Source organism: Paenibacillus illinoisensis NBRC 15959 (assembly GCF_004000925.1).
GTDB lineage: Bacteria > Bacillota > Bacilli > Paenibacillales > Paenibacillaceae > Paenibacillus > Paenibacillus illinoisensis.
Map to the genome: position 1 here is coordinate 23,439 of NZ_BIME01000007.1, position 15,945 is coordinate 39,383.

Genomic DNA, 15,945 nt, shown 5'->3' on the forward strand with positions numbered 1-15,945 from the left:
ACTTGTTTATCAAGTTAATCTGCACAAATACATGATGTAATTTATTCCGACAAAGGAGGGTTTGACATGGCAAAGCATATTCAGGCATATTTTCGAACCGAAGATGAGGCGGAGGGTGCTAGAACTTCACTTCAGACGTTTCGTACCGAGCATTTGGAGGTAGGACAGCTGGACAGTGCGATTGGCAGAGACAAACGCATCTTGCTACCGCTGGTGCCTTATAATACGGCGGGTGGCGCAGGTACAAATGGAGCCATGGGTGTGGGTACAGCGCCTGGAGTTCCGGCAAGTGAGAATGTTGTTCCAGTGGTTAGTAATGTGGATCGTAATGCTGACCGGGATGTGCGCGACAATGTGAATGCGGACGGTGACCTGCTCAGAGCGGCAGACGTCTCCTCGGACGATTATGATGATCTGCATTATGTTTTGTCTGCCAAAGTCCAGGATGAGGATTATGATGAAATTGTTCATAAGCTTCGCTCCAACAATGCCTATGTGGAAGAATTGAATTAACGTGTAGATCATGGAAGAGCCCCTGCGACGCCTGACTTCATTTGATGTCAGCGCGATCACAAGGGCTCTTCTGTATAAGTTTACTTTTATAATTATAAAGCGCTATCATTTTTGTAATATTACTGTAATATTAGTTACATAAGGCTTTAACATAGGGCGTTTATAATAACAAGCATGACCCCCTTTTTTTATATATCCTTTGAGCCTGCACACCGTGTGCAGGCTTTTTTTTGCTGTCTTTTGATGTTAGCCCTTGACTTTAGTACTGCGGTTCATTACAATCAGAAAATAATATGTTGACTATAGTCAATATCAGTCGTTTTCTTGAATTATATTACTGATTTGATGACGGGACCAAGTACTCCGTGCCCACATGAACAGAGAGGAATCCCTTGGCTGTAAGGATTCTCTTGATGAGCGGACGAATGACTTCCCCGAGAACAGACGGCGAACACATCAGAGCTGATTCTGATAGCCATTAGCCGGCCTGCGCAGGACGTGCGTTACACGTAGAGCGGAACGATGGTTTGATCGGATTGCGATAATGCAGTCTTTCATGATCAGATGATCACCTGAACGGCGAAAGTGTCAGGAGTTCCGGAATGTGGGTGGTACCACGGGTGAATGTATATACACAATCTCTCGTCCCTTTGTTTGCTGTATGCAGCGACAGGGCGAGGGATTTTTTTGTTATATAGAGAAAATAGAGGCTGGAGGGATGCAAGATGGCTTTTCAGAAACCAACGGGAACACAGGATTTACTGCCGGGCGTAGTGGAGAAGTGGCAGTTTGTCGAAGAGAAAATTAAGGATCTGTGTCGCCGTTTTAATTACCGGGAGATCCGTACACCCATTTTTGAACAGACTTCACTGTTTGAGCGAGGGGTAGGCGAAACAACTGACATCGTTGAAAAAGAAATGTACACGTTCAAGGATAAGGGCGATCGCAGCATGACACTTCGTCCGGAAGGAACTGCTGGTGTTGTACGTGCTTTTGTAGAGAATAAGCTCTATGGGGAGCCAGACGTAACGAAACTTTATTATGTAGGTCCCATGTTCCGCTATGAGCGTCCGCAAGCAGGACGCCAGCGTCAGTTCCACCAGTTCGGGGTAGAGGCATTCGGAGCAGTAGATCCGGCAATTGATGCAGAGGTTATCGCACTTGGTTATCAGTTCTGTGTTGAGCTGGGGTTGAAGGATGTCAAAGTTGAAGTGAACTCGGTGGGTAATGCGGCAAGCCGTGCTGCCTATCGTGAAGAGCTGCTGGGCTTCCTGAGACCGATGAAGGACACCTTGTGCAAGGATTGCCAAAATCGCATGGAACGCAATCCGCTTCGCGTCCTCGATTGTAAGGTAGATCAGGACAAATTTGTCGGTGCGCCTTCCATTCTGGATAGCCTGGACGAGGAAGCAACAAACCACTTTGCCAAAGTTCAAGGTTTCCTGGATGATTTCGGCGTAGACTATGCAGTGAATACGCGTCTTGTGCGCGGACTGGATTATTACACCATGACAGCATTTGAATTGAAGGCCCAGGGGATTGGTGCCATTGATACCGTAGGTGGCGGCGGCAGATATAACGGCCTCGTTGGAGATATCGGCGGACCGGATCAACCGGGCATCGGTTTTGGTATCGGTCTGGAACGCATTCAACTGATTCTGGAACACCAAAACATTAATGTAAGTGCCCTCACTCCACTTGATGTGTACTTTGTTGCTCTTGGAGAAGCAGCAGATCGGGAAGTAAACCGTCTGTTGTTCAAACTTCGTCAGTCCGGTCTTTCGGGTGAACGTGATTATCTGGGGCGCAAGATGAAGGCTCAAATGAAATCAGCAGATCGTTACAAAGCCCGTTATACGGCGATTCTTGGTGATGATGAGCTGGAACGTGGAGAGATTGCACTCAAAGCGATGGATACAGGTGAACAGCAAACCGTGAAACTGGAAGAGCTGATCACAACGATTCAGGGAGCCAGATAAGCTCGTACAAGCCAGAGTAAGTTAAATATAATATCAATATGATTCGGCAGCCTTACAGGGCCTGGAAGCCATTCAATGTGGATTTTGTCCAAGAATGTTACAGCTCCCGTAAGTACAACGCCTTTCAATACATCGTCTTCACGCAACCGCGCTGTTAAAGTAATGGTCTTGACCTACTTGCACAGAACGGAAATTCACATAATGAGGAGTTTGGTTATGAAAAGAAGTCATCATTGCGGCGCATTAACGACCGCACACATCGGCGAAACCGTAACATTGAACGGCTGGGTACAGACCCGCCGTGACCTGGGGGGCGTACTGTTTATCGATCTGCGTGACCGCAGCGGTATTGTACAAGTGGTATTTAACCCGGCCTACTCCGGCGAAGCTCTGCAAATTGCTGACCGGGTACGTAGTGAGTATGTTATCGCCGTATCGGGTAAAGTGGTTAAACGTGATGAAGAGACCGTGAACAAAAACCTGCCTACAGGTGAAATTGAAGTTCAGATTACGGAAATCGAAGTGCTGAACGCGGCAAAAACGCCGCCATTCTTCATTGAGGATGGTGTGGAAGTCGATGAGTCCCTTCGCTTGAAATATCGTTATCTGGATCTGCGTCGTCCGGAAATGTACGAAACATTGAAATTGCGTTCCAAAGCGTCCAAAGTATTCCGTGACTACCTGGATGGAGAAGAGTTCGTTGAAGTGGAAACACCGATTCTTACGAAGAGCTCCCCGGAAGGTGCGCGTGACTATCTCGTACCAAGCCGTGTGCATGAAGGTGAATTCTTCGCTCTGCCGCAGTCTCCGCAAATCTACAAACAATTGCTGATGGTCGGCGGACTTGAGCGTTATTATCAAATCGCCCGCTGCTTCCGGGATGAGGATCTGCGTGCAGACCGTCAACCTGAGTTCACACAAGTCGACATCGAGACTTCCTTCCTGGAACAGGATGACCTGCTGCCGATGATGGAAGAGCTGATGGCCAAATTGCTGCGTGAAACGAAAGGCATTGAGTTAGAGCTGCCATTCCAACGGATTACGTATGCAGATGCGATGGGTAAATACGGTTCAGACAAACCGGATCTGCGCTTTGGCATGGAGCTGGTGGAAATGAACGATATCGTAGCGAACAGTGGTGTAAAAGTATTTGCTTCTGTCATCGAAAAAGGTGGAGAAGTGAAAGTACTGAATGCCAAAGGCTGTGGCACGTGGAGCCGCAAAGAGATCGACGATCTCGGACCATTCGCAGCACGTTATGGTGCCAAAGGTCTGGCGTGGATTCAAGTGAAAGACGGCGAATTCAAAGGCCCAATCGTGAAATTCTTTACACCGGAAGAGATTGAAGCGGTAAAAGAACGCACTGGCGCTGAAGAAGGCGACTTGCTGCTCTTCTCTGCGGACAACAAAAAAGTGGTTGCAGACGTTCTGGGTGCACTGCGTCTGAAAATCGGTCGTCAACTTGGTCTGATTGATGACAGCAAATTCAAATTTGCCTGGGTTGTGGACTTCCCACTACTTGGATATGATGAAGATGCGAAACGTTACGTGGCAGAACATCATCCGTTCACTCGTCCAAAAGACGAAGATGTGGCTCTGTTCGATACAGACCCGGGTGCGATTCGTGCTCAAGCTTATGACCTTGTTCTGAATGGTTATGAAGTAGGTGGCGGTTCAATGCGTATCTACAAACGTGACGTGCAAGAGAAAATGTTCGCTGCCCTTGGCCTTTCTCCAGAAGTATCCAATGAGAAATTCGGTTATCTGCTTGAAGCATTCGAATACGGAACTCCACCACATGGCGGTATCGCCTTTGGTCTTGACCGTCTCGTTATGCTGTTGGCAGGCCGTACAAACCTGCGTGAAACCATTGCCTTCCCGAAAACGGCAAGTGCAACCGATCTGCTCATGAACGCACCTTCTGAAGTGGACGGAGCCCAGTTGGAACAACTTCATATCCGTGTAGCCCGTAAACCGGTGGCGGAAAAGAAATAAAGGAGGCATCGATTCTCAATGCTCCATCAATTTTCAAGAACAGAGCTGGCAATCGGACCTGAAGGTCTGGATGCTTTGAAAAATAGTACAGTTGCCGTGCTTGGTATTGGCGGCGTGGGCGGTATAGCCGTTGAAGCCCTTGCTCGCAGCGGGGTTGGACGCATCATCTTGATCGACAAGGATGTGGTGGACATCACCAACGTTAACCGCCAGATTCACGCGTTGACCACGACCGTTGGTCAGAAAAAAGCCGATCTGATGGTGGACCGGGTCAAGCTCATTAACCCTGAGATTGATGCCATCGCCTTGAACATGTTTTACACGGAAGAAACGTATGAGGAACTGTTTAAATATGAACTGGATTATGTCTTGGATGCATCCGACACGATCATCTACAAAATCCATCTCATTAAGGAATGCCTCAAACGTAAGATTCCCGTGATTTCCAGCATGGGTGCGGCGAACAAAATGGACCCTACGAAATTCCAAGTCGCGGATATTTCCAAAACGTCCATGGACCCGATTGCCCGTGTAGTTCGTACAAAACTGCGCAAAGAAGGCATCAAAAAAGGGGTCAAAGTGGTCTTCTCTACGGAGGAGCCATTAAAGCCGCGTGAAGATGTTACTCAAAAGATCGTTCCTGAGAACGCACCGGAAATTCGCAAGGCAAAACAGCCACCAGCGAGTAACGCGTTTGTTCCTCCGGTAGCCGGACTGATCATGGTCAGTGTGGCAGTCAAGGAATTGATTGAAAATGCAGTGAAAAAACAACAGTAACCTGTTGAGCGAAAAGCGTAGGTGCCTACATGGCGCCTGCGCTTTTTTTATAGTCGTCGCGTGATGTACTTCAATCCCAAAACCGTGTATGATATGTGGTGCTGCGCGAAATGATGATAAATATATAGAGAAATGGCAGTGTACATAGAGAGAGGGGAACAGAACGGATGAAACAAGGTTGGATGACCAGACGTCTTGGTGTGGAGCCGGGGGACCAGTGGAAAAAAGAGATTGTGGCTGGAGCCATCTCTTATTTTGCTGTCGTTTATATCGTGATGGTCAATGCTACAATTCTGGCAGATGCTGGCATGCCTTTACAGGCAGCGATGGTAGGCACACTGCTGACGTCTATTGCGGGTTGCTTGCTGATGGCATTCGGCGGTAAATCACCTATTGTGGTTGTACCCGGAATGGGGATTAATGCATTTTTTACGTACACACTCGTACATTCCATGAAGCTGAGCTGGCAGGAAGCACTGGCCGTGGTGGCCGTTACAGGTATACTTTTTGCAATCGTTGCATTTACATCCCTATATAAATTGATCAGCGAAGCCATACCGAAAAACCTGCAGCATGGGATTACGGTGGGAATTGGCCTATTTTTGACCTTTATTGGTTTGCAGAAAAGCGGAATAGTTATTGCTCACCAGACCACGTTCGTAGCAATTGGGCATTTCAATGATCCTAATGTCATTACGGCCTGCGTAACACTGGTGCTTGCTGTGATTCTATTCATACGTAATATTCAGGGCGGACTTCTCATCAGTATTCTGATCGGGACTGGACTTGCCTATGTGCTAGGTGCAGTGAATCCGGGTGAACCAGTGTCCGCGATGGAGGCGCTGCGTCAATACGGCGGGTTATTTGGCGAATTGTCCCTGATGAAGCTGGCTGATGTTGCGTTCTGGATTGCTGTCTTTTTGCTGCTGCTGATTGTTGTATTCGAAAATATCGGATTGATTACGGCTCAGACGCAAATGATTGATCGCCCGCAGCGTTTCAAAGGCAGCCTGCGCGCTCTGTCGATCAGTACGGTATTGGCAGGTATATTCGGGAGCAGCCCTCCTGTAGCTGCGGCAGAGACTACGGCCGGGATTGCAGCAGGCGGACGCACGGGCTTGACACCGCTCGTTACAGCCGTGCTGTTCGGGGCGACTTTTTTCTTCATTCCGCTGCTCGGGTATATTCCGGACAGTGCAATAGCCCCCATTTTGATCATCATTGGCGGTTTGATGGTGCAAGGTGTGAAGGATATGGATTTTGGTGACTTTACAGAGGCATTCCCGGCATTTCTGATTATGGTCATGATTCCCTTTACGTATAGCATTGTGGACGGCATGGCGTTTGGCTTCATTGCCTATCCACTAGCGAAGCTAGCCGCAGGTCAGGGGAAACAGGTGCCTGTGGTCATGTATGGCATTGCCATTCTGTTTCTGGCCAACTTTGTTCTGCATGGCGTATTGTAATAAGTTGAGACATACGGACAAATCATTCGTGTAATGTCTAGTGAACAGGTGGAGAATGGAGGAACGGGGAATGGAAGAGAAGGAAGAGACGGACTGGGTTGAACCGAAGCTGGGAAAAAGGGATTCAAAGATTTCGTGAAGCTGATTGCTTCCACAGAACCTCCCAAACTCATTTTAATCGTCGCATTGATTCTGACCCTCATTCAGACTACGGCTGGGTTAATTGTTCCACTGATGACCAAGGGCCTCATTGATGGACTAACGATGTCTACACTCAATAAATCCGTCATTTTTCTCCTGCTTGGCGCTTTTGTCATTCAGGCGATTGCTTCGGGCATCAGCATCTATATGTTGAATTATGCAGGACAACGCGTGGTTGCAACACTGCGAACGAAGCTGTGGAACAAAGTGTTATCCCTGCCAATGCCCTATTTTGATCGTAATCGTACAGGGGATACAATGAGCCGCATCACCAATGATACAAGCCAGATCATGACGCTGATTGCCGATTATCTGGTCTCCTTTGTATCCAATATCGTTGCGGTGGTGGGCGGGGTAGCTCTGCTATTTTATCTGGATTGGGTCATGTCGCTCATTATCTTGAGCTTGGTACCGTTAACGCTGCTGATTCTGCTGCCGGTTGGACGTAAAATGTACAAAATCTCCAAAAAGCAGCAGGATGAGATGGCTGGCCTCACTTCCGTGCTGAGCCAGGTCATTAGTGAGATCCGATTGGTAAAAGCGTATGGCACCGAAAAACAGGAGGCGGAAGCGGGACATTCCCGCATTGGCAAAATGTTTGCTTTTGGTTTGCAGGAGGCAAGAATCCTGGCGCTGATCGGACCGCTCTTTACCTTTGTCATGACCGCTGTTTTAGTTGTTATTCTGGGGGTTGGTGGTATGCGGGTAGCATCTGGAATGTTATCACCCGGGGAACTGGTGGCCTTTATCCTGCTGCTGTTCCAGGTTATTATGCCGATGGGGCAGTTCACGACACTGTATTCGCGTTTGCAAAAAGTGGTCGGTGCAACTGAACGCATTCAGGCTATTCTTGCACATGAAGAAGAACCAAAACACAGTGTGAAATTAGCTCCAAAAGGCAACGAGACCATTGCATTCAACAACCTGCATTTCGCCTATGTCACAGGAGAAGAAGTCCTGCACGGTATCCATTTAACCGTTCCAGCGCGTAAAGTGACGGCGATCGTCGGTCCCAGCGGCAGCGGCAAATCAACCTTATTCTCACTGCTTGAGCAGTTTTACCTTCCCAGTTCGGGTAACATAACTTACGGAGGACAAGACATAAGGGATTATTCGCTCGCCTCCTGGCGCAGCAAGATCGGATATGTTTCACAGGAGAGTCCGCTAATGGCAGGTACCATCAAGGACAACATTACCTATGGGCTTGGACGAGAAGCAAGTATGGACGAGATTCGGCACGCTGCAGACATGGCATACTCGTCCGCATTTATTGATAACTTGCCCCAGGGTTACGAGACCGAGGTGGGGGAACGCGGAATCAAGCTTTCGGGCGGTCAGCGTCAGCGCATTGCCATAGCCAGGGCACTGCTGCGCAGTCCGGATATCCTCATGCTTGATGAGGCAACGTCCAGTCTGGACAGTACTTCGGAACATGAGGTGCAGCAAGCCCTTTCGAATTTAATGGAGGGACGGACAACCGTTGTAATTGCACATCGTTTGTCTACAGTTGTGGATTCGGATCAGATTGTTGTACTGGAGCAGGGCCATGTCAACGGGACGGGTACACATGCAGAGCTAATCAGCACGCATCCAGTATATCGTGAGCTGGCTCAGAAACAATTTGTTGCACAAGATGGGAAGCCAGAGCCCGAGGAGTATTAATTGATAACGATGTGAACCGTTGTTCTATCGTCTTATAGGACGGGAACAGCGGTTCATTTGTCTTTTCGTCCTGTTAGCTGTAGCTTTTTGCCATTCAATATGATATAGTGGGTATCCTTTTGTGTCGTCAGATTGGCTATGCAAAAAAACATATTCTTAGGAGGTAACTGAAACATGTCAGACAGCTTTCAAAGTGCCTATCAAGAAGAAGAGTACAGGTTAGAGCGAACGATGGAGGAAGTGGATCGTCAGCTGGAACGGCTGAAGAATATACCGGTTTATACTGGCCACGATTTCACCGAACAAGTGCTGGAAGCCGGACGCGAAGAGCGCCGCACCGCCTTGTCCAAGAGCGCGCAGCAACCCTATTTCGGACGCTTGGATTTCGAAGAACAGGGCAGCGGTGCACGGAAGCCGCTGTATATTGGCAAAGTCGGCGTAGACCGCGAAGAGGTGGGAGAGCATCCGCTCGTCATCGACTGGCGCGCTCCTGTCGCGAGCCTGTTTTACTCATTTACCGGAGGGGAAGCCTCCGCAACCTACGAAGCACCGGAAGGCCTGATTGAAGGCCTGGTTTATCTGAAACGAAACGTTGTCATCCGGCAGCGGATATTGGAGCGTGTTGCAGACACATATAACCGGGATAGCGATCAGCCGGCCGTATCGGATGAGTTTCTCGTTTATCGGCTGGGAGAGAACAAGGATAACAAGCTTCGTGACATCGTATCTACCATTCAGGCAGAACAGGATCAGATCATTCGTGCGGCGAGAAACACCGCATTGATTATTCAGGGTGTGGCGGGTTCGGGAAAAACAACCGTTGCCCTGCACCGGCTGGCCTTTTTGCTGTATCAGTACAAAGAGCAGGTATCTGCAGAGAAGATGGTTATCTTCGCACCCAACCACATGTTCCTCGATTACATCTCGGATGTACTTCCGGAACTCGGCGTTGGAGATATTCAGCAGCGCACGTTCCCGGATTGGGCGATGAATCTGCTGGGATTGGAAATGCCTCTGGCAGATACGTCGGAGACACTGAATACCTGGTTTGAAACGCCGGATGCACGTCCCGAATTGAATGATGACGTACCTGGGCGTTATAAGGGCTCGATACGCTTCATGAAACTCATTCAGGAATGGCTGTCAGGCATGGAGGAGGAATCGGTACCCGATCTGGACTTCAGTCCCTGGGACGGTGCGGTACTTAGCAAGGCAGAGATCGAAAGCTGGTTTAGCGAAGAATATAAGCACTACCCACTGGCTAAACGTAAGGAGCGCGTAATGGCGCGGATCCACCGCTGGATCGAAATGGAACTCAAGAAGCCTTGTCCCGAGAGCGTGCGTAAAGAACGCAAAAAGAAAGCAGCGACACGTGAAAAAGCATATGCCAAAAAGTGGCCCCAATATGAACCGCTTACGCTATATAAACAGCTGTTCAAGGCTGCTAAGGGTGGCTCAGTGCCTGCTTCACTAAGCAGTCTTATTCCCAAAGGTGTGATGAAGCAGACGACAGCAGATCTGAAGCAGGATGTTATTCGTGAAGAGGATCTGCCTGCGCTCGTGTATATTCACACACTTATTCATGATATTGAAGGAGCTGAACGATTCGATCATGTCGTGATTGATGAAGCGCAGGATTTCTCGCCATTTCACGTCGCTCTGCTGGATCTGTTTGTCAAAGGACATTCCTTCACCATCCTGGGTGACTTGTCCCAAGGTATTCATGAGTATCGCGGGGTTCATGCATGGGAAGAGATGAGCACCCTGTTTCCCGACGAGCAAAATGCATATTTTGCCTTGACCCGGAGCTATCGTTCTACCATGGAAATTATTGATTATGCCAATACGATACTGGAACGTGGGGTCAAAAGCGGAATTACGGCGATTCCTGTCTTCCGGAGCGGAGATCCGGTTCGAACATTAGTCTATGAGGGTGAAGGAAGAACGAAGAGTCTTGAACGGGCTTTGAAGCTGTTAACGGTGAAAGACTACCGCACAGTATCCATTCTGACGCGTACCCTGCATGAAGCGGTTGAGCTTCATCGTGAACTTCTGGATGCGGGCTGGGACCTGAACCTGATCGATGGCGGCAAGAAACAATATACAGGCGGACATTCCGTTTTACCTGTCTATCTGTCCAAGGGACTAGAGTTTGATGCGGTTATTGTGGCAGATGCGGATGAGCAGCATTATCTGTCTAATGCGGGCGATGCCAAGCTGCTGTATGTGGGCTGTACAAGGGCATTGCACGAGTTGTGGCTGTTCCATGATGGTGACCTACCGTCTTATGCGGCGGCAACACACCATTCTGAAGGCGAATCGGTAACCATTCAGGGTTGGCCGGATAGTGACACCGAATAAACATGGGTAGAGCAATGTAATATCAAGAATATAAAAGGCATGTCGTTCATGGGAAAATCCCATAAGCGCATGCCTTTTTCTGCTGGTGTGTGACAATCTCAACTCACTGGAGGAGAATGCTTGCGGATTTCAGATGAGCGTTCTTTCCTTTTCTGTGCAGATTGAACGACGATTAACCAGAAAAATACCTACGCCTATGAGTATGCCGCCAGCACCAACGAACCACTGGACCTGTTCCTGCAGTAAAATCCAGCTCGACAACACTCCAAAGAACGGGGTCAAAAACAGATAGGAACTGGTTTGGGCGGGGTCACTATGCTTCAGCAAATAGAACCAGAGTGAGAACTGGATTATGGAGCATACAAGCGTCAACCAGAGCAGCACTGCAACCGAGGTGGGGTTCACCATAAAATAAGGCTGTTCAGTCCATGTGCTAAGCAGAAGCAGTACTGCGCCTCCAGCGAGCATCTGGTACGCGGTAAGCACAAAGGTATCGTAACGATCACCCCAGCGTTTAATAAGTAATGTGGAGACTGCGAAGGAAACCGCACCACCAATTCCAATCCAGGTTCCGGGGCTAAAACTCATATGCGAGCCAAAGGTTAATAGGACGCCGGCGAGGCCGAGGATTACACCCATCCACTGGCTGAAGCGATACGTTAACCGATACAATAAAGCACTGATGATAATGACCAGCAACGGATTGGTAAAGGTAAGAATGGCAGATTCACCGGATGTAATCCAGTTCATGCTGTAATATGCGCATCCCATCACTCCAGCAGATTGGAACAGGCCAATTAAAATGATTCTTAGCCAGGCTTGCCATCCTGCAGGTAGAGGGCGTTTCCGCAGAAACCAGGCCATCAGGCCCCCTGCCAGTACGTAACGCATGCCCATGAGCAGGAACGGTGGAGCATACAACATGCCGATTTTGCCAACTGGAAAAGAAGTGCCCATAATGAATGTCGTTAACAAGATCCATATTGTATATTTCATTGGTTTCATTGCTTGGCTGTCAGCTTTATTATCAGGGCTCATAACGTCTGACCGCCATCTACGGTAATCAGCTGTCCGGTCATGGATGGCTGTTCAAGCGCAGCACATATCATGTGCGCAATATCCTCAGGCGAGGAAATTCTCTGTAATAACAACGAGCCACCGAGACGATTCATTCGTTCCTCGTTTCCGGCCCACCAACGTGTTGCAACGGCACCAGGGACGATGGCATTCACCCGAATGAGCGGCGAGAGTGCGTGGGCAAGAGATAAGGTCAGGCCGTGAACTGCCGCTTTGGAGACCGCATAAGGGAGAGAGGAGCCCGAACCTGTGCTGCCCGCAATACTACCCAGGTTCACAATCGAGCCGCCGCCTGCCTGCTGCATTCCCTCTGTCACTGCACGAGCGCAATAAAACATCCCCTTCACGTTCACATCATACAGTTCATTCCAGACATCCTCAGTAACGGATTCCAGATCTTGCAGAGGAATGTGCCGGGTCATCCCGGCATTGTTAACAAGGGCAGTTATGGGGCCATATGTTTCGGTAACTGTAGCGACCATCTGCCGGACGTCCGTGTCACTAGCAACGTTGGCTTGAACAGCGAATGCCTGACCACCTTCATCCACGATCTGTTGAACCGTTTCTTCTGCCGCATCCCGCGAGCGGGAGTAATTGACAGCAACCAATGCTCCCTTTTGAGCCAGCAGCAGACTCACCGCACGTCCAATGCCTGTTCCGCCGCCTGTAATTAAGGCTACTCTGTTGTTCCAGTATGTCATGTTGAACACTCCTTATCATCATCCAGCTGGTGAACTGGTTTGGAATCTACATGAATTGTAGTCCTGTTTGCGCATGGAGTATAATGATTGTTAGTGAACTGGCCATCATTTTGAATGATGTCAGAAGTGGGGGATAAGATGGAGAGCGGAGATCTTCGAATATTTCAATGTGTGGCACAGGAAGGAAACTTGACGAAAGCTGCTTCGAAGCTGGGATATGTGCAATCCAACGTCACGGCCCGGATCAGACATCTGGAAGCGGAGGTGGGCACCAAGCTGTTCATTCGTCACAACCGGGGAATGACGTTATCTCCAGCGGGAGAGATGCTAATGAGTTATGCAGATAAAATCATTGGTCTGCTGAACGATGCTTCCAAAGCGCTTCAGGCGACAAGTGCGCCATCGGGTCCATTGCGAATAGGCTCTACGCAGACTGCAGCTGCGGTGCGTTTGCCCGAACTTTTTGCAGAATATTATAGGCAATATCCTGAGGTGTCCTTGTCACTGACTACTGGGAATTCGCAAGCGCTTATAGACCAAGTTATCGGGTATGAATTGGAAGGTGCATTTATTGGTTGTGCATGCGATCATCCCGAGATCGCGTCTCTGGATGTATTTGATGAAGAACTGTTTGTGGTTTCATCTGGTGTAATGCCAGAAGATGAGCTTACTCGTAAACCGATCCTTGTTTACAGCATGGGATGTTCCTACCGCCAGACGTTAGAGGAGTGGTTGCTATCCTGCGGGGTAAATCGCCCTATAATCATGGAATTTGGCACATTGGAAGCCATTATCAGTGGCGTAGCATCGGGGATGGGCATCTCATTGTTACCAGAGATTGTTATTCGTCAGCAGATGAATAGTGGCATACTTCGCAAGCATTCGCTTCCCGCGGGCATGAGCCGGATGATGACTCGTTTTATTACACGCAAGGATGCGTTTGTCAGCAGTGCGCTTGGTGCATTTATGGCTATGCTGCCGCGGGATTATGATATGATAGAGAGTAGAGAATATTGAGGTGTTTAGATCCTATCTAGGATAGGCAATCCGTTAAGGAAGTGATGAGCAGTGGATTTATTTTCGTTTCAACAGGACTCCAAGCCCCAGGCAAGACTGCTTGCTGATCGCATGCGACCAGAGCATCTTGATGAATATATTGGACAAGAACATATTATTGGACCAGGTAAGCTGCTGCGGCGCGCGATTGAAGCGGACCAGATCTCGTCCATCTTGTTATACGGCCCTCCCGGCTGCGGGAAGACGACGCTTGCCCACATCATCTCCAAGCATACACAGGGAGAGTTTGTTCGTCTGAACGCAGTAGACGCCTCGGTGAAGGACGTTCGTGAAGTTATCGAGCAGGCACAGACAAACAAGCAGCTGTACGGAACCAAAACCATATTGTTCCTGGATGAGGTACACCGCTTTAACAGTTCCCGTCAGGATGCATTGCTGCCAGCAGTGGAGAAGGGCACCATCATATTTATCGGTGCTACGACAGAGAATCCATTTCACTATGTGAATGGAGCCTTGATGAGCCGTTCAACCCTCTTTCAGCTCGAGTCGCTGAACAAGGCACATTCGCTTGTTGCAATGCGCCGTGCGCTGGCGGATTCCGATAAAGGGCTTGGATTCATGGAACTGCAGGCAGATGACGAAGCTCTGGATCATATTGCCACCATGGCCAATGGAGACATTCGGCGTGCTCTAAATGCGCTGGAACTGGCTGCGCTGACCACGCCGCCTGAGAAGGATGGGTCCATTCATATTACGCTTGCCGTGGCAGAGGAGTCGATTCGTCGTCCGATTGTGAAGGCGGATGAGTCCACCCAATATGATGTGCTGTCTGCTTTTCACAAGAGCATTCGCGGTTCAAGTGATGCTGCATTGTTCTGGTTTTTGTACGCAGTAGAGAAGCTTGGCATGGACCCGATGACATTTATCAGGCGTCTGATTGCCGCGAGCAGCGAAGATATCGGTCTGGCGAATCCACAAGCGATGACCCAAGCTATAGGTGCACTGGATGCCTACCGTAACAACGGATGGCCCGAAGCGAAGCTGAATATTGCACAGGCCATTTTATTCGCAGTGGAGAGTCCGAAGTCGAATGCGGTATACACGGCCATTTCGAAGGCGATGAGCGCCATCGATGAGGTGAAGTCGGCTGAGGTACCGCTCCATTTAAGGGATACCCATTACTCGGGAGCAGTGAAGCTGGGACATGAAGGTTATCAATACCCTCATAATTATCCGGGGCACTATGTGAAGCAGGAATATCTGCCCAAACAGCTCTCGCGAAGAGTATTCTATGAAGCAACAGAGCAAGGCAATGAGTCGAAAATCAGGCTGAACCAACAGCGGAGAAAAGAACTGTAAGATTGATGACCCGGGGGATGCATACAACATGAAAGAGCTTCTGTATATAGGCGCTGGCGGATTTTTGGGTACACTGACCCGATATGCCATTCAATTGGGGATTCCATCAGCCAATGTAGGCTTTCCTTGGGCAGTCCTGCTGATTAACGCGCTTGGCAGCCTGTTTTTGGGCTGGTTCTTTACTATCGCCATCCCAGACAAAATAACACCACAACTTCGTCTTGCGATAGGCACCGGATTTACAGGTGCATTTACTACGTTTTCTACATTTACGCTGGATATTGTCCGCCTATCCGAGAACGGCATGTGGACGAAGGCCGTAATTTATATAGTGGCGAGTTTGCTCGCGGGTTTGCTGCTCTGCGCGTTGGGAATCCAGCTTGGACAGCTCATGCGGGGTGAATCGTCACAGGATGGTGCAGCATGATGATCTGGATTGGACTGGCAGGTACTTTGGGGGCCATACTTCGTTACAGTCTGGGGCGATGGATCTCAGGAAAACTGGGCACAGCTATTCCATGGGGGACTTGGATCATTAATATCAGTGGTTCTCTGCTGCTGGGCTTGTTATATGGATGGCATCAATCAGAGATGATCTCGGATGGACTTTGGGTTGTGTGGGGCACCGGATTTTGCGGAGCCTATACAACGTTCTCGACCTTCGGGTATGAAACGATTCAATTGCTCACCATGAAACGGTATCCATCAGCTATTCTATATGTAGTAAGTTCCGTTTTACTGGGTGTAGCTGCCTCCTTTGCTGGCGTTTGGTTCACGGCATAACTAAAAATTTTAAATGTTTTTTTCAGGAAAAAGCAGGAAAAAAGCCATCCTTCA

General features: G+C 49.0%; 13 protein-coding genes. 11 read left to right on the forward strand and 2 right to left on the reverse strand.

Annotation, left to right across the window (positions count from 1 at the left end; all coding sequences use genetic code 11):
* Positions 1 to 66 precede the first annotated feature (66 nt).
* From PIL01S_RS17480 to PIL01S_RS17510, 7 genes are all read left to right on the forward strand, one after another.
* Positions 67 to 513 (forward strand): hypothetical protein, encoded by a 447-nt coding sequence (locus PIL01S_RS17480; RefSeq protein WP_127538625.1) that lies wholly within the window; start codon positions 67 to 69, stop codon positions 511 to 513.
* A 725-nt stretch (positions 514 to 1,238) separates the two neighbouring features.
* Positions 1,239 to 2,492, forward strand: coding sequence for a histidine--tRNA ligase (hisS, locus tag PIL01S_RS17485; RefSeq protein WP_127538626.1), 1,254 nt, complete (start codon positions 1,239 to 1,241; stop codon positions 2,490 to 2,492).
* A gap of 216 nt (positions 2,493 to 2,708) precedes the next feature.
* Positions 2,709 to 4,487, forward strand: a complete 1,779-nt coding sequence (gene aspS, locus PIL01S_RS17490) for an aspartate--tRNA ligase (protein ID WP_095289507.1) — start codon at positions 2,709 to 2,711, stop codon at positions 4,485 to 4,487.
* Positions 4,488 to 4,505: 18 nt separating this feature from the next.
* Positions 4,506 to 5,264, forward strand: a complete 759-nt coding sequence (locus PIL01S_RS17495) for a tRNA threonylcarbamoyladenosine dehydratase (protein ID WP_127538627.1) — start codon at positions 4,506 to 4,508, stop codon at positions 5,262 to 5,264.
* Positions 5,265 to 5,431: 167 nt separating this feature from the next.
* Positions 5,432 to 6,730, forward strand: coding sequence for an NCS2 family permease (locus PIL01S_RS17500; RefSeq protein WP_127538628.1), 1,299 nt, complete (start codon positions 5,432 to 5,434; stop codon positions 6,728 to 6,730).
* A 135-nt stretch (positions 6,731 to 6,865) separates the two neighbouring features.
* The gene (locus PIL01S_RS17505; protein WP_127538629.1) at positions 6,866 to 8,593 is read left to right on the forward strand and encodes an ABC transporter ATP-binding protein; all 1,728 of its coding nucleotides are present in this window, start codon (positions 6,866 to 6,868) and stop codon (positions 8,591 to 8,593) included.
* Positions 8,594 to 8,767: 174 nt separating this feature from the next.
* On the forward strand, positions 8,768 to 10,954 hold the full coding sequence (locus PIL01S_RS17510) for a HelD family protein (RefSeq protein ID WP_127538630.1): 2,187 nt from the start codon (positions 8,768 to 8,770) through the stop codon (positions 10,952 to 10,954).
* 129 nt (positions 10,955 to 11,083) lie between these two features.
* Here the strand turns inward: PIL01S_RS17510 and PIL01S_RS17515 are convergent, their stop codons facing one another.
* A complete protein-coding gene (locus tag PIL01S_RS17515; protein ID WP_246058404.1) occupies positions 11,084 to 11,992 on the reverse strand; it encodes a DMT family transporter in 909 nt (302 codons plus the stop codon).
* A complete protein-coding gene (locus PIL01S_RS17520; RefSeq protein ID WP_127538631.1) occupies positions 11,989 to 12,732 on the reverse strand; it encodes an SDR family NAD(P)-dependent oxidoreductase in 744 nt (247 codons plus the stop codon). The genes PIL01S_RS17515 and PIL01S_RS17520 overlap by 4 nt, the downstream gene beginning before the upstream one ends.
* Positions 12,733 to 12,870: 138 nt before the next feature.
* Here PIL01S_RS17520 and PIL01S_RS17525 point away from each other — a divergent pair, with 138 nt between their 5' ends.
* Genes PIL01S_RS17525 through crcB (PIL01S_RS17540) form a run of 4 tightly spaced genes read left to right on the forward strand, consistent with a single transcriptional unit; the run spans position 12,871 to position 15,891 of the window.
* Positions 12,871 to 13,749 carry a LysR family transcriptional regulator gene (locus PIL01S_RS17525; RefSeq protein WP_127538632.1) on the forward strand — a complete coding sequence of 293 codons (879 nt, stop codon included), beginning with the start codon at positions 12,871 to 12,873 and terminating at the stop codon, positions 13,747 to 13,749.
* Between the two features lie 51 nt (positions 13,750 to 13,800).
* Positions 13,801 to 15,108, forward strand: coding sequence for a replication-associated recombination protein A (locus PIL01S_RS17530; protein WP_127538633.1), 1,308 nt, complete (start codon positions 13,801 to 13,803; stop codon positions 15,106 to 15,108).
* Between the two features lie 28 nt (positions 15,109 to 15,136).
* Positions 15,137 to 15,535: a fluoride efflux transporter CrcB gene (crcB, locus tag PIL01S_RS17535; RefSeq protein ID WP_127538634.1), complete on the forward strand. Its 399-nt coding sequence runs from the start codon at positions 15,137 to 15,139 to the stop codon at positions 15,533 to 15,535.
* Positions 15,532 to 15,891, forward strand: coding sequence for a fluoride efflux transporter CrcB (gene crcB / locus PIL01S_RS17540; RefSeq protein ID WP_127538635.1), 360 nt, complete (start codon positions 15,532 to 15,534; stop codon positions 15,889 to 15,891). Before crcB (PIL01S_RS17535) ends, crcB (PIL01S_RS17540) begins: the two co-directional genes overlap by 4 nt.
* Positions 15,892 to 15,945: the final 54 nt, after the last annotated feature.